This window comes from Hyalangium versicolor, from assembly GCF_020103695.1.
In the GTDB taxonomy this organism is placed as follows: Bacteria; Myxococcota; Myxococcia; order Myxococcales; family Myxococcaceae; genus Hyalangium; species Hyalangium versicolor.
In genome coordinates this window covers 398,060-420,432 of record NZ_JAHXBF010000003.1, presented here as the reverse complement: position 1 = coordinate 420,432, position 22,373 = coordinate 398,060, and the positions used below count along the sequence as shown (strand labels likewise).

Below are 22,373 nucleotides of genomic sequence, written 5' to 3'. Positions count from 1 at the left end.
AATCCCCCCCATGTCCGATCCCAAGCAGCCCGCTCCGGCCCCCGGGACCCTCAACCCTTCTCATACCGTGTCCTATGGGGCCGGCACCTTGCCCGCGGTTCAGCGCCCGCCTGTTCCGCCACCGCCCCCTACCAACGCGGTGGTCGCTCAGCCCCATGCAGCCGCGGCCAAGGGCCCGCTGAGCCCGCGCTCCGTGGAGCTCGTCCAGCGCTCCTGGTCCCAGGTGCTGCCCATCTCCGATGCCGCCGCGGGCCTGTTCTACGATCGGCTCTTCGAGATGGACCCTGCCGTTCGGCCCCTCTTCAAGAACGACATGGCTCAGCAGAAGAAGAAGCTGATGCAGACGCTCGGCGTCGCCGTGGACGGGCTGAACAATCCCCAGCGCCTCATCCCCGTGCTCGAGCAGCTCGGTGTCCGCCACGCCGGCTACATGGTCCAGGATCACCATTACGACCTGGTGGGTGAGGCCCTGCTGTGGACCCTTCGCGAGGGCCTCGGCGATGGCTTCACCGCAGAGACAGAGTCGGCATGGAAGGAAGTCTACGGACTCGTCGCCAGCGTCATGAAGAAGGCCGCAGCGTCGGCGGGCCGCTTCTCCACGCCTCCCGTACCCGCCACCGCGCGTCCTGCCCCTGGAGCCGCGCCGCAGGGTCAGTCCGCCCCGCCTCCTGTCCCCGTGCCGGTTCCGGCCGTGGCCCAGCGCCCGCCCGTACCACCTCCGCCGCCGTCCAGCCCGCCGGTTCCCTCGGCCGCTCCGCCGGTACCTGCTCCGAGCGTCGCGGCCCCACTGCCGGCGGCCGCAGCCAAGGGCCCGCTGAGCCCGCGCTCCGTGGAGCTCGTCCAGCGCTCCTGGTCCCAGGTACTGCCCATCTCCGACGCTGCCGCGGGCCTGTTCTACGATCGGCTCTTCGAGATGGACCCTGCCGTTCGGCCCCTCTTCAAGAACGACATGGCTCAGCAGAAGAAGAAGCTGATGCAAACGCTGGGCGTCGCCGTGGACGGGCTGAACAATCCCCAGCGCCTCATCCCCGTGCTCGAACAGCTCGGTGTCCGCCATGCCGGCTACATGGTCCAGGATCACCATTACGACCTGGTGGGTGAGGCCCTGCTGTGGACCCTTCGCGAGGGCCTCGGCGATGGGTTCACCGCTGAGACAGAGTCGGCATGGAAGGAAGTCTACGGACTCGTCGCCAGCGTCATGAAGAAGGCCGCGGCGTCGAACGCCGCCACGAGGCCTACCGTTCGGACGCCCCCCGCCCCTCCGCCTTCGTCCCCGCCCGTTCCGGAAGACATGCCTGTAGCGCGGCCTTCCTCGTCCGGGGAGATACCCAGCGTGGGCGATGCCACGATCCCCTACCACATGCTGTCGCAGACCCGGCTCATGGGCCTGCAGCCCTACGCCCAGCCTCCTCCGCCTCGGGAAGAGGTCACCGTGGAGGCCAAGCTCCCCGACCTGTCGGCCCTGGCTACCCCCGCCGCCTCTGTCTCGATTCCCCTCAATGTCCCCCGCGAGGTGAACGTCAACGTCCAGTTCAACGTCAAGTTCGAAGCGGACGCGGCCCTGAGCGCCCTCGCCCTCAAGGCCCTCACCCCCGAGCCCGCCCCCAAACCCACCCCCACGCCTCCCGTCCGGACTCCGCCTCCCGAGCCCCCCGCCCCTGCGCGCAACCCCGTCTCCCCCGCGCTGGTGGTGGCCCTGTGCGTGCTGATCTCGGTCAGCACCGTCTTCGCGCTCGGGCCGCTGGGACAGGCCGCTTCCTCACTGGACCTGGGGGATCTCCCCCGCCTCGCCGCTCCGATCTTCACCCTGGCTGCACTCGCCGTAGGCTACCTATGGGGTCGTGGCCGCGGGTCTGACCGTCAGAGATGATGGATCACTTGGGAAGTCGTTGAATGGATCCGACCGGACAACGCATTGGCGCTTTCGAGATCGTCCGCCTGCTCGGCGCGGGCGCCATGGGCATGGTCTACCTGGCGCGCGACAACGTCTTGCGCCGGGAGGTCGCCCTCAAGCTACTCACCAAAAGCACGGATGAGGGAGATCACGAGCTGCACGAGCGCTTCCTCCGCGAAGCGCGCGCCGCGGCCCGCCTCATCCACCCCAACGTCGTCCAGATCTTCCAGATCGGGGAGACCACCCGGCACCGCTTCATCGCCATGGAGTACGTAGAGGGAGCCTCCACGCGGCACGTGGCCAAGCAGTACGGAGGCCGGCTGCCCGTGCCCTTCGCCTTCGAGAAGATGCGCGAGGCGGCCGATGCCCTCCGGCTCGCCGCGTCCATGGGCATCTGCCACCGGGACATCAAGCCCGCCAACCTGCTGCTCACCTCCACGAGCACCCTGAAGATCACCGACTTCGGTCTGGCAGCCCAGGTGGATGCCGGTGGCACCATCGGTCAGGCCCTGGCCCAGATCGAAGGCACGCCCTTCTACATGGGCCCGGAGCAGTGGACGGGCAGCACGCTCACCCCCTCCGCGGACATCTACAGCCTGGGCTGCACCTTCTATCACCTCGTCACCGGCAACCGGCCCTTCGCGGCCAATGACTTCTACGGCTCGATGCAGGCGCACTGCCACAGCCCGGTGCCGGATGCGCGCGCGCTCGTGCCCGACCTGGATCCCGCCTTCGGTGAGGTGCTCTGGCGATGCATGGCCAAGCAGGCCTCGGAGCGCCCCACGGCGGCGGCGCTCGTCGAGCGGCTGGATGACATCCTCCATCGCTATCGCGGACAAGCCCGCGCGAGGGCTGGCGCGCCGCTGACGGTGAACCCCTCCTCCGGGCCCGGCTCCGATGGCCCTGGGACAGGGCCACGCTCCCAGTCCCTCTCGCGCTCGCTCTCGGGCTCCCTGACGAACTGGCCCGGAGGGCACACCGCCTCCTCGCGCACGAACTGGTCGGGCCCCACCTCCTCGCCGATGCTCGAGTCCTCGGGCCGGGAGATCGAGGTGGCGGCTGGCAGCCAGAGCTACCAGCAGTACTACTCGCTCAAGGGCTACCCCTTCAGCGACATCCGCCAACCGGCCTCGTTCTGGGATGGAGGCCCCTACGGCCCCGCGCTGCTGACGCTCGCCAACCGGGTGGATCAGGGCCAGCGCATCACCCTGCTCGTGGGCCCGCCCGGCAGTGGCAGGACGTTCCTGTGCGAGATGTTGCAGCACAAACTCCCGGGCGCGTCCGTCTTCTCCATCGAGCCCCAGCTCGTGATGGGCAGCCGGCTCTTCCTGGCGCTCTGCAGACAGGTGGGCGTCCAGGTCAACCCGAGTTCCAGCCAGCGCTTCCTCACCGAGGCCTTCCTGTCACAGGTGCTCCCGGACCGGCCAAACGCCACCGCGGTCATCGTCGTGGATGGGGTCGACCCCACCGATCAGGAGCTGCTCGCGGAGTTGGACCGCATCATCCAGGCCACGTCTCGGCGGCGGTTCGCACTGGTGTTGATCGGCTCGGAGAAGCTCCAGGAGGGGCTCACCCAGAGCAACGCGCCCCCGAGCCTGCTCGAAGGCCCCGGGCCCGTGTCCCTGCGCCCGATGACCCAGCAGGAGATGGTCGAGTACATCGACTTCCGGATGCGATGCATTGGCGGGGTGGCTGGCTTCACCCTGGACCCGGCCTCGCGGCAGATCCTCTACCTGCGCAGCGGCGGGCTCCCCAAGCTCGTGAGCGTGTACTGCCACAATGCCTTGACGCTGGCGATGCTCCGGCAGGAGCGGCTGCCCCGGTTGGACACGCTCCGCCTCGCTGTGAAGAGCAAGAGCTACCTGTCTCCCGAGGCCGCCAAGTCGCTGCTCATGGCTGGCTGATCTCTCGATCGTGTGGCCTTGTTTCCCCCCCAAGAGTCATGACTCATGGTGGGATGCAGCCTCCCACCCTCTCGGGATGTTGGACGTGGGCAGGACGCCGGACACATGAGCAATCAGGCCAGCATGACGCGGACGGACCTCGAGCGAGCCCTGCGAGGACTCGAGGAGATGCACCGGAAACTCCAGGCCTCCCAGCAGGAACTGGAGAAGCGCTATGACTCGGCGCGTCTGGAGCTCTCCGCGCACCACCTGGCCGTGGGCACGCTCGTATCCGGCATCGCTCACGAGCTGAACAACCCCCTGGCCCTGCTCATGAACGGCCTGACGCTGGCGCTCCAGGAACTCCGGGCCGGGTTCCCTGCGCCCTCGGATGTCCAGGTCCATGGCTCGGTCCTCAAGAACCTGGCGGATGTGCAGACGGGCGCCGAGCGCATCCAGGAGATCGTCAAGGACCTGGTCGCCTTCGCGCCCCCGGTCCGGCCGCAGGCCTCCCGAGCCGAGCTCCTGGAGCGCGCCCTGATCGATCGAAGCCGGGAGATCACCTTCTCCATCCGGCTCCCAGCCACTCCTCCCGAGCGGGAAGCGATGACACCGCCTCCCCTGCCCCCGGAACCCGCCCCCGTGGTCCGGCGGGGCCGCATCCTCATCGTGGATGACGAACACCGGTTCGGGCAGACCCTGCAGCTGCTCCTGGGGCGGGCCCATGAGGTCTCCTACACCCCCAGTGCACGCCAGGCCCTGGAGTGGCTCCAGGCGGGCAGGAGCTATGACGCCATCCTTTGCGATCTGATGATGGCGGAGGTGACGGGCCAGCAGTTCTATGACGCGCTCCACCAGCAGTCCCCCGACCTGGCTCGCCGTGTGATTTTCATGACGGGGGGCGCCTATACCCCCGACTCGGTGGACTTCGTGAGGAAGATGACCAACCCGGTGCTCAACAAGCCGTTCAAGACCGAGGATCTGGAAAAGCTCCTGGGCTCGCTGATGCCTTCGGTCTAGAGAAGGAAGGTTGTGAAGAAGCGATTGCCCAGGGCCTTCCAGAAGCGCTTTCCCCTGGTGGGCATCGGAGCCTCGGCGGGCGGCCTGCCTGCCTTTCTCACCCTGCTCGAGCACCTGCCCACCCACTCGGGCATGGCCTTTGTACTCGTGCAGCACCTCTCTCCCAAGCACGAGAGCATCCTCCCCTCGCTGCTCGCCAGAGCCACCTCCATTCCCGTGCTCGAGGCGACCGACGGCCTCCCGCTGGCGCCCGATCACATCTACGTCAGCCCGCCCGGCGTCCGTCTCACCATCGAGCAGGGCACCCTCCACCTCGACAAACGCCAGACGGCCCAGCAGCGCTTGCGGCTCATCGATGACTTCCTGATCTCGCTGGCGGAGAGCGCGCCAGGCCGGGCCATCGGTGTCATCCTCTCCGGGACGGGCTCGGACGGCACCCGGGGACTGAAGGCCATCCACGAAGCGGGGGGCACCACCCTGGTCCAGGAGCCGACCTCCGCCCACTTCGATGGCATGCCCTTGAGCGCCATCGCCTCCGGCTGTGCGGACCACATCCTCCCGCCGGATGCGATCGCAGGCACCCTGGCCCAGTTGGCGAACCTTGCCACGCTGCCGTCCGTGCATGAGGCTTCCCAGCCGGCGGTGCTCGACGAGCAGGGCCTGCGGCAGATCTTCCAGTTGCTGCGCACCTCCGTTGGCGTGGACTTCACCCACTACAAGCCCAGCACCATCCACCGGCGCCTGGAGCGGCGCATGCTCCTGTGCAAGGTGGGCCGCCTCGACGAATACCTCCAGTACCTGGAAGTGCATCCGGAGGAGCTCGAGCTGCTCCACCAGGATCTTCTCATCCACGTCACCCGCTTCTTCCGGGATCCCCCTCTCTTCGAGGCACTCTCACAGACGGTCCTGCCCACGCTCTTCCGGGGCCGCCCCCCCAATCTGCCCTTCCGCATCTGGGCCCCCGGGTGCTCCACGGGCGAGGAGGTCTACTCTCTCGTCATCTGCCTGATGGAGTATCTCGGCGCGGCGGCGACCGCGACTCCCATCCAGGCGTTCGCGACGGACCTCAGCGGCAGCGCCATCGAGCACGCCCGCACCGCCATATACCCCGCCTCCATCACCGAGGACGTCTCGCCCGAGCGCCTGCGCCGCTTCTTCGTGAAGGTCGACGGCGGCTACCAGATCCACAAGTCCCTGCGGAACCTGTGCGTGTTCGCGCAGCAGAACCTGGTGAGCGATCCACCCTTCTCCCGGATGGATCTCATCAGCTGCCGCAACGTCCTCATCTACCTGGGCCCGGTGCTGCAGAAGAAGGTCCTGCCCATCTTCCACTACGCCCTGCGCCCGGGTGGCTTCCTGGTCCTCGGCACCTCGGAGTCCGTGGGCACGTCCGCGGACCTGTTCTCCCTGGTGGACAAGCGGTCCAAGATCTACCGGAAGAAGGACTCCACGCTCAGGCCCAGCCTCCATTTCACCTACCGGGAGTCCGCGCCAGACAAGGCCGCCAGCGCGCGCCGCAAGAGCGAGCCCACCGTGCCCGAGGCGGATCCCCAGAAGGAGGCCGATCGCCTCGTCCTGGCCCGCTACGGGCCGCCCGGCGTCATCATCAACGAGGACATGGAGATCCTCCACTTCCGAGGCCACACCGGGCCGTACCTGGAGCCACTCCCAGGCGCGGCGAGCCTCCACCTCCTCAAGATGGCACGCGAGGGGCTGGCGCTCGATCTGCGCGCGCTCATCCACCGGGCGAAGAAGAGCAACGGCCGGGTCCGCAAGGAGGGGCTCGGCATACCCGGCAAGGACAAGCAGCGGAAGGTCAACCTCGAGGTACACCCGCTGCGCTCCACCCAGGGCGGCCGCGCGCCCTGCTTCCTGGTGCTCTTCGAGGAAGACTCGCAGACCGCGCCCGCTCCAGCCCGGCGAGGCCGTGAGCCCGCCAGGAAGACCCGCCCGAGCCAGGCGCAGGAAGAGCTCACCCGGCTGCGTGAGGAGCTGATCACCACGCAGGAGCACCTCCAGACCGTCATGGAGGAGCAGGAAGCCACCTACGAGGAGCTGCGCTCGGCCACCGAGGAGACCCAGTCCAGCAACGAGGAGCTGCAGAGCACCAATGAGGAGCTGGAGAGCGCCAAGGAAGAGCTCCAGTCCACCAATGAGGAGCTGACCACCGTCAACGAGGAGCTCCAGAACCGCAACCTCGAGCTCAGCCAGCTCAACAGCGATCTGACCAACCTGCTCGGCAGCACTCACATCGCCACCGTGATGCTGGGCAGCGACCGGCGCATTCGCCGCTTCACCCCCATGGCGGAGCAGGTGCTCAAGCTCTCCGCCGCGGACATCGGCCGCCCCATCCGGGACGTGCAGGTCTCCCTTCCCCTGCCCGACATGGACGCTGCCATCTCCGAGGTCACCGAGCGCCTCTCCGTCATCGAGCAGGAGGTCTGCGATCGCAACGGCCACTGGTACTCGCTGCGGCTGCGCCCCTACAAGACGCTGGACAACAAGATCGACGGCGCGGTGATGACGCTGCTGGACGTGGACCGGCTCAAGCGCAGCCTCGATGATGCCCGCCAGTCCCGCGAGTACGCCAACGCCATCGTCGAGACGATGCGCGAGCCCTTCCTCGTGCTCGATGGGCAGCTGCACGTGGTCAACGCCAACCCTGCCTTCTATGCCGCCTTCCACATCAAGCCGGAGCAGACCGTGGGCCGCGCGCTGTACTCACTCGGCAATGGCCAGTGGAACATCCCGCGGCTGCGCCAGCTCCTGGAGGAGATCCTTCCCTCGAACACCCGGCTCCAGGACTTCGTGATGGAGCACGACTTCGAGAACGTCGGCTTCCGCCGGCTGCTCCTCAACGCACGCCGAATCACCAGTGAACAAATGCAGACTCAGTACATCCTCCTCTCTATCCAGGAGATCAATCTCAGGACATAATTCTAGAATTCCTGGAATGCTGACTGGACCTGGTCCCATGACCAGGCTCTGGTGCTGGCCCTGGGGGGGACTTCATGAATCGGAATGGCCGTCTGCAGGGCACGGAGCTGACCCAGGCGCTGCATGCGCTCGAGACCAGCCCCAGCGCGTCGGAGGAGCTGCGGCACCTGGCGCGCGAGCTGCAACGCCACCAGCTCGAGCTCGAGATGCAGAACCACGAGCTCCAGGAGGCCCAGCAGGCGCTGGAGGAGTCCCGCAACCGGTACATGGAGCTGTACGACTTCGCGCCCATGGCCTGCGTGAGCCTGAACGCGCGCGCATGCATCCAGGATCTCAACCTCACGGGGGCCACGCTGCTGAACAGGGATCGGCGCTCCCTGCACGGCTTGCCCTTCACCCCCTTCGTGGACCCCACGGACGTGAGCCGCTTCCTGCTCCACGTGCGCCGCTGCATCGCGGGCGAGACGCTGAGCATGGAGCTGCGGCTGCGCATTGACGGAAGCCAGATCGATGTGCGGCTCCACAGTGCCCCGGTGGTGGACCAGGAGCCGAACAAGCTCCTCTGCCGCACCGCCATCATCGACATCACGGAGCTGCGGAAGATGCAGGCGCGTCTGAGCATGGCCGAACGGATGGCGACCGTCGGCAGGCTCGCGGCGGGCATCGCTCACGAGATCAACAACCCGCTGGCCTTCCTCATGGGCAACCTCACCCTGGCCACATGCGCCCTGGAGGACCAGACTCGTGGGGCAGAGGACCGGGCCCCCCACGATCCACCGGAGCAGGCCCTCCAGTCCCTCGCCGATGCCCAGGTCGGTGCCGAGCGCATCCTGGATATCATGAAGAACCTCGGCGCCTTTGCCCGCCCTCCCCATTCGCAGCCAACGCGTGTCGACGTCCAGGAGGAGCTGGAGCTGGCCACGAAGATGGCCATGCTCGAACTCCGCTACCGCGCCCAGATCGTCCGGGACTACGCGAAGGTGCCCGAAGTCATCGTGGACAGGGCCCGGCTGGGTCAGGTCTTCCTCAACCTGCTGGTGAACGCGGCTCAGTCCATTCCGGAGGGTGCGGTCCATCGCAATGAGCTCCGCCTCACCCTCCGGACCGAGGAGCCATTCGTGATCGTGAAGATCCAGGACACGGGTGAGGGCATGCCCGAGAGCGTCATCGAGCACATCTTCGAGCCCTTCTTCACCACGAAGGAATCGGGTCACAGCATGGGGCTCGGGCTCGCCATCAGCCACAGCATCATGGAGCAGTTGGGGGGCAGCATCACCGCGGAGAGCACCCCGGGCCAGGGGAGCACGTTCACCCTCCGGCTGCCGATCACCGGTCCCACGCAGGAGCGCCCCGCGTCTCGTCCCTACCCCCACGAGGGGCCGAAGGGGGAGACGCCGCGGGGGCGGATCCTCATCGTGGACGACGAGATCCGGTTCGGACAGACCCTCGTGCTGCTCCTGGGACGCTCCCACGACGTCACCTACACCCCCAGTGCCGATGAGGCGCTGCACTGGATCCAGCAAGGCAGGCACTACGACGCCATCATCTGCGACCTGATGATGGCGGAGGTGACGGGGAAGCAGTTCCATGACGCGCTCCGCGAGCAAGCTCCCGGGCTGGCTCACCGCGTCATCTTCATGACCGGGGGCGCCTACACCCCCGCCTCACTGGCCTTCGTGGCGAAGATGAGCAACCCGCTGCTCACCAAGCCGTTCAAGACCGAGGAATTGGAAAAGCTTCTGATGCCGCTGATCCTGTCGGTTTAGTTGAAGAAGGCACGCATCTCGTCGATCCTCCGGGCCGCAAACCGCTTCAGCAGCGTCCCCGCGACACCTGGAGATCGATCTTGGCCCAGCGCATCCTCGGAATGATCCTGGCCGGAGGACAGGGAACCCGGCTCGCCCCGCTGACGTCGAGGCGCTCCAAGCCCGCCGTTCCCTTTGGCTCGAAGTTCCGCATCATCGATTTCGCGCTCAACAACTTCATCAACTCGGGCATCTACTCCATCTATGTGCTGACGCAGTTCAAGGCCCAGTCGCTCACCGAGCACATCCAGCGGGGCTGGCGCTTCGGCACGTTCCTGTCGGACTACTTCATCACGCTGGTGCCGGCGCAGATGTACCGCTTCGAGGAGTTGGGGCCCGTCTGGTACCGAGGCACGGCGGACGCCATCTACCAGAACCTGCACCTGGTGGAGAACCACGCGGCCGATCACGTGGCCATCTTCTCGGGGGACCACATCTACAAGATGAACGTGGCCCACATGCAGGAGCTCCACGAGTCGCTGCGCGCGGACATCACCATCGCGGCGTATCCGGTGCCGGTGGCCGAGGGCAACCGCTTCGGCATCATGCAGGTGGACGATCGGGGCCGCGTGGTGGAGTTCCAGGAGAAGCCCAAGGATCCCAAGCCCATGCCGGACCGGCCGGGCATGGCCCTGGCCAGCATGGGCAACTACATCTTCCGGCGCCAGGTGCTGCAGGATCTGCTGGAGATCGATGCCCGGGACAAGGACTCGCAGCACGACTTCGGCAAGAACATCCTCCCGAAGGCGCTGAAGGACGGCTACCACATCCAGACGTACGACTTCACGCGCAACCCCATCCCGGGACGGAACACGCCGAACACCTACTGGCGGGACGTGGGGACGCTGCAGGCGTATCACGAGGCCTCGATGGATCTGGTCTCGGTGAACCCGGAGTTCGACCTGTACAACCCGCAGTGGCCGCTGCGCACGGCGAACGAGTACAGCCCTCCGGCGAAGTTCGTCCACGAGTCTGGAGATCGCATGGGCCGGGCGCTCAACTCGCTGGTGGCCGGCGGCTGCATCATCTCCGGCGGGGTGGTGCGCGAGAGCATCCTCTTCCGCTGGGCGCGCGTGAACTCCTACTCGGAGGTGCTGCGCTCGGTGCTCTTCGACGGCGTGGACATTGGCCGCCACGCGCAAGTGAAGAACGCCATCATCGACAAGGACGTGCGCGTGCCGCCCAACACGAAGATTGGCTACGATCTGGAGCAGGACAAGGCACGCGGCTTCACCCTCACGGAGAACGGCATCGTCGTTGTTCCAAAGGGATACAAGTTCGGCTGAGGCCCGCAGGCCCGCGCGTCAGGAGAGTCGCTCCAGCTCTCGCGTCAGGAGCGACTCCAGCTCGCGGATGCTCCGGTAGACGATGCACCGGTACGAGGCCACGTCGAAGCGCAGTTCCCTCACGTCCCGGACGAGGAGCACCGTGGGCCGATTCCGGCCCCAGGCGTACCCCACCTCCAGGTAGACGTTGGGGTTGGCCATGGAGAGGTCCGCGATCACCACCTTCGCCGTCTCGATGCGCTCCTTGATGCGCTGGATGATGGGGCCGTCGAAGGCGGCCTGATCCACTCGTTCGCAGAGCAGGCCGGCGGCTCGCACGGGGCCCTGGATGCCGTAGTGGAAGGTGTCCTCCAGTTCCGGCGCGAAGGCCATGGCCACGAAGGCGTGAGGTTTCTCCAGGGAGGCCGTGCCGGCAGTGGCCAGCGGCGGGGCCTGGACGAAGGCGCTCATCCGCTGGACCCGGAAACCGGAGCCCGCGGACAGGGCCTGGACTCCGGGCGTGCCTCCCAGGCCTCGCTCCAACGCCTTGCGCAGCCTCTGCGCGCGGCCGATGTCCAGTTCCACGACGGTGATGCGCTCCAGGCTCTGGGGGCCATGGCCTCGCTGGAAGGCCTCCACCAGCCCGCCCACGAGCGCGAGCGCGGCCTCGTCCTCGTCCAGCCCGTAGTTGGGACCGTGCACCGTGGTGACCACGTGGCGCACGCCCTCTCGCGCCTCGAGCGCCTTGAGGGATCTGACGGCGAATTGGCGGATCTCGTGGTACCCGAAGTCGCCCAGGCGCACGGTCCCCAGGAACAGCGCCACGGGCACGTCCAGAGCGCCTTGGGTCTCCACGAAGCGGTGCTGCCCCTGAGGCACCTCGAGCTGGGAGGAAGGGACACCCGAGGCTTCCAACCGTCTGGCCATGGATCCCGCGACTCCGTACAAGCGCTGTGCGTATTTGAACAGCGCCACATCCGCGCGCGTCGTCGCGATGTCCCCTGCTTCCAATGCCAGATCGAGAACCGTGCTCATCGCGAGAGAGGATACGCTGGGCGGGTTCCGTCGTAGAACCGCCTCATGCGGCGCATCATTCGAATCCTGGTGCTCGGATGTCTGGGGGCAGGGCTGCTCGTGGCTCTTGCCATGGGTCCAGCCTGGCTGGATGGTCTGGCGCTGGTGGTTCGCGCCGCCGGGCTCCAGGGGGGCTGGGCCCGGTCCCTGGATCAATGGCAGGCGGTGCCCTTCGAAGTCTCAGAGCTCCTGCTCCCTTCGCGCTACGGGCCGATCCGCGCTCGGATCTACAAACCACTGAAGGCCCGAGGACATCCCGTGGTGTTGACCTCGGGGGTGCATGCGGACGGCATCGATGAGCCTCGGCTGGTGAAGCTGGCGAACGATCTCGCGGCTGGCGGCCAGGTGGTGCTCACTCCCGAGCCGACGGATCTCCTCCGGTATGAGATCACCCCTCGCCTGCCGGATATAATCGAGGACACGGCCCTGTGGCTCACGGCTCGGAAGGATCTGGCTCCGGATGGGAAGGTGAGCTTGTTTGGCATCAGCTTCTCGGGCGGGCTGTCCATCGTCGCCGCCGGGAAGCCTGGGTTGAGAGACAAGGTGGCGGTGGTGCTCTCATTGGGAGGGCATGGAGAGCTCTCGCGTGTGTTGTCATTCCTGTGCACCGGGGTGCTCCCGGACGGGCGCAAACTGAAGCCTCACGACTACGGCGTGGTGGTCATCCTCCTCAATGTGGCCGACCAGCTCGTGCCTGCCGAGCAAGTGGAGCCGCTGCGCAAGGCCATCCGGACCTTTCTTCGGGCCTCGCACCTCACACTGAGCGATGCGAAGCGCGCGGAGGAGACGTTCGAGGAGGCTCGGAGGATGCAGGGGCTCCTGCCCGAGCCCGCGTCCACGTTGATGGGGTACGTCAATACACGGGATGTGGCCTCGCTCGGGCCGCTGTTGCTGCCTCACGCCCGTGCCTTCGCCGCCGATCCCTCTGTCTCTCCCGAGCTCTCACCTCCGCCGTCCGCGCCCGTGTATCTGCTGCATGGAGCTGACGATACGGTCATCCCCGCCATCGAGGCGTCCCTGCTGGCCCAGGCCCTGCGTCCCCACACGCGCGTCCGCCTCCTCGCGACACCGCTCATCACCCACGCGGAGGTCGATCGGAGCGCCCACTTCGGCGATATCTGGAACCTCGTGTCCTTCTGGACGCACCTGCTCGAGGAGTAGCCCCCGTGAGCCTTCACACTTCACTTCTGACGCTCGCGGATGCTCCCACGCTGGTCATTTATCGAGGCTCTCGCCAGGAAGCTCTCCGCCGGGGTGCCGTCCTCTTCTTCCATGGGCTGAATGGATCCAAAGAGGTGCATGAGCGCGAGTTGAGACTCTTCGCGGAGCACGGCCTGTTCGCGGTGGGAGTCGATGCCGTGGGACATGGCGAGCGGCGCTTCCGGGACTTCGATGCTCGGTTCACCCAGGAGAATCCCCGGGTGGAGGAGGAGTTTCTGGGGGTGGTCCATGCCACCGCGCGCGAGGTGCCAGCGCTACTCGATGCACTGGTGGAACAGCAGGGAGCAGACCCCAGCCGGCTGGGAATCGGAGGCGCCTCACTTGGCGGGTTCATCACCTATGCGGCCTTGGTTGAGGATCGCCGGTTGCGCGCGGCGGTCCCGTTCATTGGCTCTCCCGAGTGGGCACTCCCCCTGCCTGCCAGCCCTCACCAGCACCTCGAGCGCTTCTTCCCTGTGGCCCTCTTCAGCCAAACAGCGGGGCTGGATGAGATCGTCCCCCCTCACCGGGCCCGGAAGCTCCATGAACGGCTGGAGCCGCTCTACGCCCGTGCCCCCGAACGACTGCGCTACCGGGAGTATCCCGAATCCGAGCACATGATGCGCCCCCAGGACTGGGAAGAGGCGACACGGGATGCAGCGGCGTGGCTCGTGCGCTTCCTGGCTGAGGAGCCTTCGCACTGAACCCTTCGGATGGAGGAGCCCACCCTCCGGGGCGAGTTCCGCCGAACCTGTATGCTAGTCGGACAGGTTCGCGACAACCGCGCCCGAAGGCAGCCCTCCACCTCAGTTCAGGGGGGAGAGGAACTCCTCCAGTTGCTTCCGCCCATCCCGGAACACGCACCAGCCGTCTCCCAGGAGCAAGGCCTGTAGGCGCTCATAGGAGAGCAGGCGCCGGAGGGATGCCGCCGCCCGGCCTGGATCCTTCAGCCCCTGCTCCGGCTTGAGCAGCATCAGCTCTCCGGCGCGGTGTGAGCGCAGCAGGTCGCCCGAGATGAGCGTGGTGTCGTCCAGCACCACAGCGAGTTCCCCTGGCGTCTTCGAACCCTCCAGTTCGTGGACTCGGAGTCCTGGCAGAAAGTCTTCGCCCTCCTTCAGCCAGCGGTCGCAGGAGATGGGGAACGTCTCCCGCTCCGCCGAGGGCCCGGCGATCCGGCAGCCGAACTCGGCCGCGATCTCCTTCGCGCCGCGCACATGACTCGAGTTGGTCACCACGATCCAGGCGGCGCCGCCCAGTTGCCGCAGGTGCTTGCGATCATGCTCCGAGAGTGGAAGCGGATCCACGAGCACGTTGCCGCCCTCGCGAACCCAGGCGAAGCCGTTGAAGTCGATGTCGAGCCTCTCGACAAAGGTGGACCAGCAGAACAGATCCGGGCGGTGCAGTCGCTTCACGGAAGGCGCTCCTCGGGCGAAACCGTCAAGTGCGTGCTAGAGGCTCGGCCCCGCACCTCGGCTCGAGTGCCACAAGCTGAGGACCTCCACCGCCGAGCCATCTTCGGAGATGCAGTAGTAGAGATGGTAGCGCACCCGGCCGAGATTCAATCGGCGGACACCCGGCAATCGCGCATTGGCAGCCCTCGCGCCTGCTTCGGGTTGAGTGCGAATCAATTCGAGCCCCCGGCGAAGGTCCTCTCTCAGAGCCATGGGAGCAGCAGTGCGGTTCGCGCTCCACCAAGCCAACGCTTCCGCGACTTCTCGTGCGGCGTCACGGGAGAAGAGCAGCCGGAGCCGCTTCACTCTCGGGCGTCGAGCTTCCGCAAGAGCTCGTCCCCATCCATGAAGTTCCCCTTCCGCATCTCATCCATCCGGCGGAGAAGCTCGGCCTCTTCGCGAGGACCTACGTGGAAGCGCTCGTCCCCCTCCTGAGCCAGGACGGTGACGGTCGAGCCCTCTTCGAGGGGCTCCCCTTCCACCACGATCTTTCCGTCGACGACCTTCCCGGTGACGAGCTTCATGCCTGCCTCTCTCGGCCCAATGTACTGCGCCCCCCACCGGGCTACCAGGGCGGCACAGTCAGCTCCCCTGAAGGCAGGCTCCTGCCTGTTCCCCAGGATTCAGAACAACCCAGCCTCTGGCTGGGACTGGTGGCTCCCGCATCACCCGCCGAGCAGTTCCTTCACCTCGCGCTGCCAGCGTGCTCCCAATTCCGGATGCACCATCCGCACGTAGGCCGCGTAGCCTCGCAGCCAGCTCTCGAAGTCCTGGCGGCCCCGAGCCTGTGATGACACGCCGTGCTTGCGACAGTTGGCCAGGATGGCCTTGAAGCGGCGACGCTCCTCGCGCGGGATGCTCACCTTCTCGTTCACCGTGAGGCCCGTCACCCGCTGGCGGTGCGCCCGACGCATCAACCGGCGCTTGGGGTTGTTCTCCGCGAAACCCTCCTGCTGGAGGATCGCGTTCACCCACCACATGAAGCGCCCCATCTTCTCGGGCGGAGTCTTGAACGAGAACGACAGATCATCCGCGTAGCGCGTGTACGTGGCCCCGTACTTCTTCGCCAACGCCGTGAGCCGCGCATCCATCCGGCGGCACACCAGATTCGCGATGGCCGGAGACGTCGGCGCCCCCTGCGGCAGCGCGCCCGGCCACACCACCCTCCCATCCGGCAGCTTCGGCCGATGCGTCGTGAGCCCCGCCAGCGTACCGGCCACCTCATCTCCGTAGCCGTGCAACAGGAACAGCCCCTTCACGCGCCCGTAGTGCACCGTCGGAAAGAAGTTCTCCAGATCCACCCGCACCACCACCGTCGACCCTGTGTGCGGCCCGGCATTGCTCACCGTGGAGCGCCCCTTCACGAAGCCATGGGCCGCCTCGTGCGTGGGCATCTTCTCCAGGATCTTCTCCAGCAGCACCCGCTGAACCTGCTTGAGCCGAGCCCTCGGCGCCGAGATGCGACGCACTCCACCGGAGCGCTTCGCGATCTCGAACTCCACGTAGCCCGAGCCCGCCTCCGTCCCTGGACGCATCAACGCGGCGAGTTCGAGCTCATTCACTCCCACCAACTTCGCCACGTCCTGGCCCGTCCTCAGCTTGGGCAGCTTGTCCTTTAGCGGAGGCTGCTTCTTGGGGCTGGCCCGCCTGCCAACGCCTGCCCCGAAATTCCAACCCGTCGGGTTCCACCCTCCAGGTGACAACAGCCCCTGGACGCGCGGAGGCTTGAAGCGCCGATCCGGCGGTGAAACGTCCGTCAGTCCCAGCTTGCGCACGGCCTTCCTCGCGGCATGCGCCACCCGCAAGTCCGGATCCTTCACCAGCCGCCGCAACTGCCCGGAGGCCGTGCCACGCGCGAAGATCAACGGGATCTGCTTCGTGCCCCGCAGCCGCTCACGCGGATCGACACTGCGCAGCATCCGCCCCACCGGATCCAGCCACTGGCGACTCACGTAGAAGCGCGCCACCTCGTACTCGGCCAGGTGCTGGTGGCGCTCGAGCAGCTCGGTGATCCGCTCGAAGTTCGCCTCCGGATCCGCCATCAGCGTCTTCAGCTCGAGCAGGAGCCCGACCAGATCCATTCCCATGCTCTCCTGGGGTTCGCTCCCCGTGCGGCGCAAGACACAGCGCTCCTGGGGCCGCCGCCACCTGCACGGCAGAGCCGCTGACAAGGTCGAAAAGCCCGCCGGGCGGACCTCGTCGCGGTTCGTTCTTCAATGGGTATCGCTAGCAGCCGCGACGTGACATCGCGGACGGAAGGCTGGCTGCACGCGACCCCAGGAGCACTGTTGACTCCAGCACATTCCACGCAGCGTGTGAAGCCTTCATCAGGTCGGAGGAGCCTCGTCCTCCTCCAGGAGTTCCAGGAACGTGTCGCGCGTGCCTCCGGGCGCCTGGCGCACCAGAGCGTTGAACTGCTGGTTCCGCGCACGGACCCGAGCCCCGTGGGCACGCATGGCCTCCAGGGCCTCGGGCACCATGTGCGGCCGCGAGAGCACCTCCAGGTTCTGCAGCAGCTCGCGGTGGCTGCGGGGCGCGGTGAGGCACGCGCTCACTCCCGGCTGCGTGAGGCTGTAGCGGTAGCAGTCCACCGCGCTCGGGAGTGCCGAGTCCGAAGGCATCCCCGGCACGGGCCGCAGCAGCCGCCCGTAGCAGGTGGCGGTGAAGGTCAGCACGCCCGTACCTCGCGCGAGTGCCTCCGGGAAGAAGGCCGCCTCCGCGCCTGGATGCGCGGCGCTATGGCGCGTCATCACCACCGGCCACGGATTGCGCCGGATCGCCTCCACAGCCAGATCTCGCAGGTGGGTGGAGAAGCCGAATGCGCGGAGCTTGCCCTCGGCTCGCAGCGCCTCCAGGGTCTCGAAGTCCTCGGGATTGAGCCGCTCGGGAGAACGCACCCAGAAGAGGAGGAAGACATCCAACCAGTCGGTGCGGAGCTGGCGCAGCGCGGACTCCACGTCTCGCCGGATCGCCGCAGCCCCCGAATGGTAGGTGCCCGCCACCAGTACGAGTTCCTCTCTCCTCCCCCGGCTCGTGCGCAGGAAACGCGTGAGCAGGGTGTAATCCGGCTCCCAGAAGAAGGAGTTCACTCCCGCCTCGTAGGCCTCCGTGAGCGAGGCAGCCGACAGGCCATTCGCCCCCGAGACAACGAGCGGAGACACACTCAGCCCCGTGTTCCCAAGCGGGCGCCAGGAGGCTCGTGGCGAGAGTTCCGGGGCGGGCCGCTTCGGGCCTGTCTTCTCCTGGCGCTGCCGCGTGGGACGACGCATCTCGATGTCGGGCGCCGCAGTGAAGGCTTCGTCCGGGAAGACGAGGGTCATCGCCTCCAGGTGAGCCACCACGCTCCCCGGCTCGGAGGCGTCTCGTAGGGCGGCGCACAGGAACTCGAATGCGGCCGGATCCGCCCGGCGCAGCAGCCAGGTGTACGCAGAGGCACGGACTTCGGAGTCCTGCGTGCGTGCGGCACCTCGCAGCAAGTCGGTCAGGAGCGCATCGAGCGACTCGCACTCTTCCAACACCGCAGCCGCGGCGGAGCGAACCATCGGTGAGGAGGCTCGCGACAGACGCAGCAGGGCCTCCAGCTCCTCTCGCTTCCTCTCGGGGACAAGCAGCTCCGCTCCCCGAGCCTGCATCCACGGATCCTGGGAACGCGCGCTGGCGAGGCCGATGCTGCCACGCTCCTCGGGAGAGAGCTTCGCGTCCCCCGAAGTCAGGAGCGACAGCGCGGCACGCCGCACGGAGAGCGCCGCATCGTCCTCGCAAGCCCCGCGCGCCGAGGCCACGTCGAGGACCGCCGTGCGAATCCACGGGTCCTCATGCGAGAGGGCCTCACGGCGCTCCACGTCCGAGAGGCTTCCTCGCACCGAGCGCTCCCCAAGAGCCACCGCTCGGACCGACGCATCCGCATCCGTCGAGAGATGCGCGAGCAGTGCCTCGTCGCCCACGCTGCCGGCGCCTTCCGCCACGGCGCGGCGCTCCCGGGGCGTGCTCGCACGAGGCGCGAAAGCCACGAGGGCCCTGCCGAATGCCTGGATGGCCGAAGGCGCTGGAGGCCGACGCTCCCAGGCAGCGATGACCTCCTCTCGAACCGATGCATCCGGATCCTCGAGCGCCGAGAGCACCTCGGCCCGGCTCGCGGGATCGAAGGCCAACCCGGAGAGCGCCGCGCGCCGGATGTCGGGCTCCGCATGGCGGCACAGCACGCGAACGCGTTCGATGAGCTCCGCCTGATCCCGCTTCACGGCAATCTGGGCCGCCCAGGCCACAGCGCCCGGCCTCGGTGGCTCGTCCAGGATGCGCGAAGCCAGGGAGAGCGCGTCCACGTCGATGCGCTCGAGCAGCGTGCGAACCTCCTCGGCGGCGTGAGGGACGCGCGGCTCGTCCAACCACCGCATCGCGAGCCGAACAGCTTCGGGATCCCGCCGCTCGATCAGCCGCCGCCGTGCCAGGGCTCGCAAGGGCTCATGCGGATCTCCCAACCACTCCACCAGTTTGACGGGAGGCACCTCCGAGGCCGGCATCCGCTCCAGCCTTGCCGTCACCACCGCGGGATCCTCATCCTCCAACCCCGTCCCCGCAGACACCGGAGCAGGCACGCCAACACCCGTTCCCGAAGCCGACGCGGGCGAAGTGCTCCAAATCCCTTCCAGATACGCAGCCGCCGCCTTCACCGGCCCAGGCTGTGCAGCCTCCCCGGCCGAGCGAACCTGCTGGCGCACCTGCGCATCGCCCTCCCCCAACCAGAGGAGTGCCTGCACCGCCGCGTTCCGCACCCGCCAGAACGGGTCCTCCAGGATGCGAAGAAGGAGCGCCAGCGCCTCGGCACCTACCACCGAGGCCGCTGCCCGAACTGCGGCTCGGCGCACCCACCACACAGGCTCCTCATGGACAGCCCGCTCCGCCGCGGGCAGCAACTCCCGAGCGCCTAGCCGAGCCAGCGCACGCCAGGCCCGATCCCGAACCGAGGGCATTGGATCGCTCAGAGCTTCGATCAACGCGGGGGCGAAGCGGCGATCCCGTGTCTCACCGAGCCGACGTGCCGCGGAGGACCGGACCTCGGCGTCCTCATCACCCAGCAGGGCCTGACGCAGGGCATAGCAGCCCGCGAGCACCGCCACATCGACGGCCTCCACCGCCTCGCGCCGCACCTCCGCGGCTTCGTCGAACAGCCGAACAGCGGCCGGATCCAAGGGAGTCATGAGACACAAACTCTACGCGGCCTGATACACTCCGCCCATGCCTGACATGCTGGCCATCATCAGCAAGGCGATCTTCGAGAAGGAGGCCGCTGGCAAGAAGCCGGGCGACGTCCTTCCCCTCGATCGGTACCGCAGCGGCAGCCGACACCTCGATCCGCTGAAGTCGGGTGGGCGCCTCTTCCTCGTCACCGTGCGCCCTCCCAAGGAGGCGCTCTGGCTGGTGGCGGTGCTCGAGAATCTGAAGTTCAAGGGGGACGAGTGGGCCGCCAGCCCCAACCGCGTCCCCATCACCGACATCACCGCGCTGATCCCTCGCCTCCGCTTCGAGTCGGGAAAGGGCATCAGCGCGGCAAAGGGAGCCCTGGGCATGTCGCTCCAGACGCCCCGAGCGCTGACGGCCGCGGATGTCGGCCTGCTGCTCCAGGCAAACGCCACCCCTGGAGGCGCCGCAGCCGAGCTGCCCCCACAGGAGGACCTCGTCAACCTCACGGGCCACGATCCCAAATCGACGCTGCCGTGCCTGTGCAAGCGCTGCCTGCCCCAGGCTCCCGAGCGCGCTCAGATTCGAGGGATGGCCTTCACCCGCTCCAGCGTGGAGAACGCGGATCACGTCCTCTACTACTGGCTGCCGGATGAGCTGCTGCCCCAGGCTTCCGCGGTCTCCAAGTCCGTACGCGGAGCCCTGTCAGCGCGACTCTGAGCCAGCGCCCCCTGCCCTCCGCGGCTTCACACGCGGTACTCCACGAAGCCTTCGCGGCACGCGGGCCCCGCGGCCACCCACATCGTCCGCTGAGAGGGAGACATCACCACCGCCGCCTTGGTCACCATCGGCATCTGGCCGGGAGCTGGCTGCTCGTCATGGCGGCACAGGCGCCCGCCCGGATTGCCGTGGTCGGACAAGAACCCCATCAACCGCTCCGGAGTCAGCCGCCCGTACTCCGCGGCGATGAGTTCCTGGATCCGCGTGGCTCGCCCGTGGGTGCACGGCACGAACTGATGGGTGATATCGAGCGCACGTAGCCGCTCAGCCTGGTAGTGGTTGGCGTGAACGAGGACACCCCGCTCGGGCTCCAGGACGGCCCGATCGTCGTAGGTGCTCTCGAACCCGAGCACGCGCCCCTCCGCGTCCGCCATCAGGTACGCACCGAAGCCTCGAGCCACCCCCGCGAGCATCGTCATCGCCGCGCTCAGCCCCGGCTGGCGCAGGGCCTTGGGCAGGTAGATCCCCAGCGGCACGATGGAGCGGCACGGCTGGGGAGCCACCAGCGTCAGGTTGGAGCAGTTGGCCAGCCCTTCGCTGCTCAGGTGGTAGTACGGCGCGCAGGAGAGACACAGCGACAGCAGCGTGCGTCCGTCCGGGTATCGCACGCGGATCAGATCCACCGTGGCCTCCGGGCTCCAGTCGATGTTCTGCCCCAGCAACGCCCGCCCGTCCGCGGTGGCCTTCCCGGTGAGGGCGAAGGACGTGCACATGGCGCCGATCTGCGCGTAGTTGATGGCCACCTCGAGCATGCACTGGAGCGCGAAGGCCTCCTCGTAAGGGATGCCCGCTCCCTCCGACTGGCCTCGGATGAGCTCCAGAGCCTCGGGATCGAAGGCTCGCACGTTGGGCTCGAGCTTCATGGCCGTGCGCACCACATCCTCGCGAGAAGCCTGGAAGGGCCCGGAGGCCAGCCCCTGGAAGAGCACGTCGAGCGAAGTCCGGAAGCTGGCTCGACATCCCTCGCCCCACTGCTGTCCGATCTGTCGCGGGGTCCCCTGGCACTCCACGACCTGAAGCTTGCGCGTCGTCATGGGACGCAACGTACGGCCAGGGCCCCGGCGCCGCTTGAACGAATGCGACACGTGTGGCTCAGCCGTGCTCCCGGAACTCCGTGGGAGTCCTGCCCGTGAGGGCTCGGACCTCCCGAGTCAGGTGGGCATGATCCGCATAACCGCTCGCCAGCGCGATCTCGGTCAGGGAGCGAGCTGACTCCGAGCGCAACTTCGCCAGAGCCTGCTGCAACCGGTGGATCCGGCGAAAGGTCCTCGGAGAGAAGCCCAAGCGCTCCTGGAAGGCCCGCTCCAGCGTGCGAGAGCTCAGGTGGAGCGCTTCCGACAACTGCGCCACGCTCGGCATGTCCTCCTGGGCCTGGAGATAGCGCCAAGCCCGATCGAACGTGTCGAGCTCCGGCCACGTGGCGCTCCGGAGCACGCCCCCCATGAGCTGCCACCGCTGCTCCATCGATCGGGCACGAACGAGCTGTTCCCCAAGCCCGTCGACGGACACGCCTCCCACGCTCCGCAACTCCACCGCGGTGTCAACGAGCTCGGCCGGGCAGGCATCCACCAACCGCGGCATGGCACCGGGCAGGAAGTGGACGACACAGTAGTCACAGCCCTCGCGGGTCCGGAATCGGGCCGTCCGTGTCACCGGGCCATAGAGCCACGCCCTGCAATCCGACTCGGACAGCTCGATGAGCAGGTCCACATTGGCGTCGGGCGTCACCTCGTGCGCTCGAGCCTGTGTCGCCTGAGCAGGCTGCCAGAGCATGAACTCGACGCGCTCCCTCCACGAGGAGGGAGGCCGCGCCCACTGCACCTGGAGGTCAGGCATCATCGTCGCCGGCATGGGAGTCCTCCCGGAACCTGCAGCCCGTGTCCACC

17 protein-coding genes are annotated in these 22,373 nt (G+C 67.5%); 9 read left to right on the top strand and 8 right to left on the bottom strand.

Annotated elements, in window-relative coordinates; genetic code table 11:
• Positions 1-10: 10 nt before the first annotated feature.
• From KY501_RS08130 to glgC, 6 genes are all read left to right on the top strand, one after another.
• A complete protein-coding gene (locus tag KY501_RS08130; protein WP_224362098.1) occupies positions 11-1,870 on the top strand; it encodes a globin family protein in 1,860 nt (619 codons plus the stop codon).
• 23 nt (positions 1,871-1,893) lie between these two features.
• Positions 1,894-3,798, top strand: coding sequence for a protein kinase domain-containing protein (locus KY501_RS08125; protein WP_224362097.1), 1,905 nt, complete (start codon positions 1,894-1,896; stop codon positions 3,796-3,798).
• A gap of 105 nt (positions 3,799-3,903) precedes the next feature.
• Positions 3,904-4,797 (top strand): response regulator, encoded by an 894-nt coding sequence (locus tag KY501_RS08120; RefSeq protein ID WP_224362096.1) that lies wholly within the window; start codon positions 3,904-3,906, stop codon positions 4,795-4,797.
• 12 nt (positions 4,798-4,809) lie between these two features.
• On the top strand, positions 4,810-7,734 hold the full coding sequence (locus tag KY501_RS08115) for a chemotaxis protein CheB (protein ID WP_224362095.1): 2,925 nt from the start codon (positions 4,810-4,812) through the stop codon (positions 7,732-7,734).
• A 74-nt stretch (positions 7,735-7,808) separates the two neighbouring features.
• Positions 7,809-9,500 carry a hybrid sensor histidine kinase/response regulator gene (locus tag KY501_RS08110; protein WP_224362094.1) on the top strand — a complete coding sequence of 564 codons (1,692 nt, stop codon included), beginning with the start codon at positions 7,809-7,811 and terminating at the stop codon, positions 9,498-9,500.
• Positions 9,501-9,580: 80 nt separating this feature from the next.
• The gene (gene glgC, locus KY501_RS08105; protein WP_224362093.1) at positions 9,581-10,825 is read left to right on the top strand and encodes a glucose-1-phosphate adenylyltransferase; all 1,245 of its coding nucleotides are present in this window, start codon (positions 9,581-9,583) and stop codon (positions 10,823-10,825) included.
• Positions 10,826-10,843: 18 nt separating this feature from the next.
• Here the strand turns inward: glgC and KY501_RS08100 are convergent, their stop codons facing one another.
• Positions 10,844-11,839: a TIR domain-containing protein gene (locus KY501_RS08100; RefSeq protein ID WP_224362092.1), complete on the bottom strand. Its 996-nt coding sequence runs from the start codon at positions 11,837-11,839 to the stop codon at positions 10,844-10,846.
• 45 nt (positions 11,840-11,884) lie between these two features.
• Here KY501_RS08100 and KY501_RS08095 point away from each other — a divergent pair, with 45 nt between their 5' ends.
• Both KY501_RS08095 and KY501_RS08090 read left to right on the top strand, forming a co-directional pair.
• Positions 11,885-13,039, top strand: a complete 1,155-nt coding sequence (locus KY501_RS08095; RefSeq protein WP_224362091.1) for a dienelactone hydrolase family protein — start codon at positions 11,885-11,887, stop codon at positions 13,037-13,039.
• Positions 13,040-13,044: 5 nt separating this feature from the next.
• The gene (locus KY501_RS08090) at positions 13,045-13,782 is read left to right on the top strand and encodes a dienelactone hydrolase family protein (RefSeq protein ID WP_224362090.1); all 738 of its coding nucleotides are present in this window, start codon (positions 13,045-13,047) and stop codon (positions 13,780-13,782) included.
• A gap of 102 nt (positions 13,783-13,884) precedes the next feature.
• Here KY501_RS08090 and KY501_RS08085 read toward each other — a convergent pair whose 3' ends face one another.
• The 5 genes from KY501_RS08085 to KY501_RS08065 form a co-directional block, all read right to left on the bottom strand.
• Positions 13,885-14,490: an MBL fold metallo-hydrolase gene (locus KY501_RS08085; protein ID WP_224362089.1), complete on the bottom strand. Its 606-nt coding sequence runs from the start codon at positions 14,488-14,490 to the stop codon at positions 13,885-13,887.
• Positions 14,491-14,526: 36 nt separating this feature from the next.
• Complete coding sequence (locus KY501_RS54235) at positions 14,527-14,835, bottom strand: type II toxin-antitoxin system RelE/ParE family toxin (protein WP_224362088.1); 309 nt, start codon at positions 14,833-14,835, stop codon at positions 14,527-14,529.
• Positions 14,832-15,053, bottom strand: a complete 222-nt coding sequence (locus KY501_RS08075; RefSeq protein WP_224362087.1) for a hypothetical protein — start codon at positions 15,051-15,053, stop codon at positions 14,832-14,834. The genes KY501_RS54235 and KY501_RS08075 overlap by 4 nt, the downstream gene beginning before the upstream one ends.
• Positions 15,054-15,194: 141 nt before the next feature.
• Positions 15,195-16,610 (bottom strand): reverse transcriptase family protein, encoded by a 1,416-nt coding sequence (locus KY501_RS08070; RefSeq protein WP_224362086.1) that lies wholly within the window; start codon positions 16,608-16,610, stop codon positions 15,195-15,197.
• 246 nt (positions 16,611-16,856) lie between these two features.
• A complete protein-coding gene (locus KY501_RS08065) occupies positions 16,857-19,727 on the bottom strand; it encodes an aldo/keto reductase (RefSeq protein WP_224362085.1) in 2,871 nt (956 codons plus the stop codon).
• Positions 19,728-19,764: 37 nt separating this feature from the next.
• Here KY501_RS08065 and KY501_RS08060 point away from each other — a divergent pair, with 37 nt between their 5' ends.
• Entirely contained in the window at positions 19,765-20,427 is a 663-nt protein-coding gene (locus KY501_RS08060) for a hypothetical protein (protein WP_224362084.1), read from the top strand.
• Positions 20,428-20,453: 26 nt separating this feature from the next.
• Here KY501_RS08060 and KY501_RS08055 read toward each other — a convergent pair whose 3' ends face one another.
• Both KY501_RS08055 and KY501_RS08050 read right to left on the bottom strand, forming a co-directional pair.
• Positions 20,454-21,521: a C45 family autoproteolytic acyltransferase/hydrolase gene (locus KY501_RS08055; protein ID WP_224362083.1), complete on the bottom strand. Its 1,068-nt coding sequence runs from the start codon at positions 21,519-21,521 to the stop codon at positions 20,454-20,456.
• A gap of 58 nt (positions 21,522-21,579) precedes the next feature.
• Positions 21,580-22,338: an AraC family transcriptional regulator gene (locus tag KY501_RS08050; protein WP_224362082.1), complete on the bottom strand. Its 759-nt coding sequence runs from the start codon at positions 22,336-22,338 to the stop codon at positions 21,580-21,582.
• Positions 22,339-22,373: the final 35 nt, after the last annotated feature.

Bases quoted from the DNA above. Each gene is read 5' to 3' on its own strand.
- KY501_RS08075 (WP_224362087.1), bottom strand. From the start codon at position 15,053: ATGAAGCTCGTCACCGGGAAGGTCGTCGACGGAAAGATCGTGGTGGAA.
- KY501_RS08055 (WP_224362083.1), bottom strand. From the start codon at position 21,521: ATGACGACGCGCAAGCTTCAGGTCGTGGAGTGCCAGGGGACCCCGCGA.
- KY501_RS08050 (WP_224362082.1), bottom strand. From the start codon at position 22,338: ATGCCGGCGACGATGATGCCTGACCTCCAGGTGCAGTGGGCGCGGCCT.
- KY501_RS08125 (WP_224362097.1), top strand. From the start codon at position 1,894: ATGGATCCGACCGGACAACGCATTGGCGCTTTCGAGATCGTCCGCCTG.
- KY501_RS08100 (WP_224362092.1), bottom strand. From the start codon at position 11,839: ATGAGCACGGTTCTCGATCTGGCATTGGAAGCAGGGGACATCGCGACG.
- KY501_RS08130 (WP_224362098.1), top strand. From the start codon at position 11: ATGTCCGATCCCAAGCAGCCCGCTCCGGCCCCCGGGACCCTCAACCCT.
- KY501_RS08065 (WP_224362085.1), bottom strand. From the start codon at position 19,727: ATGACTCCCTTGGATCCGGCCGCTGTTCGGCTGTTCGACGAAGCCGCG.
- KY501_RS08110 (WP_224362094.1), top strand. From the start codon at position 7,809: ATGAATCGGAATGGCCGTCTGCAGGGCACGGAGCTGACCCAGGCGCTG.
- KY501_RS08120 (WP_224362096.1), top strand. From the start codon at position 3,904: ATGAGCAATCAGGCCAGCATGACGCGGACGGACCTCGAGCGAGCCCTG.
- KY501_RS08095 (WP_224362091.1), top strand. From the start codon at position 11,885: ATGCGGCGCATCATTCGAATCCTGGTGCTCGGATGTCTGGGGGCAGGG.
- KY501_RS08070 (WP_224362086.1), bottom strand. From the start codon at position 16,610: ATGGATCTGGTCGGGCTCCTGCTCGAGCTGAAGACGCTGATGGCGGAT.
- KY501_RS08060 (WP_224362084.1), top strand. From the start codon at position 19,765: ATGCCTGACATGCTGGCCATCATCAGCAAGGCGATCTTCGAGAAGGAG.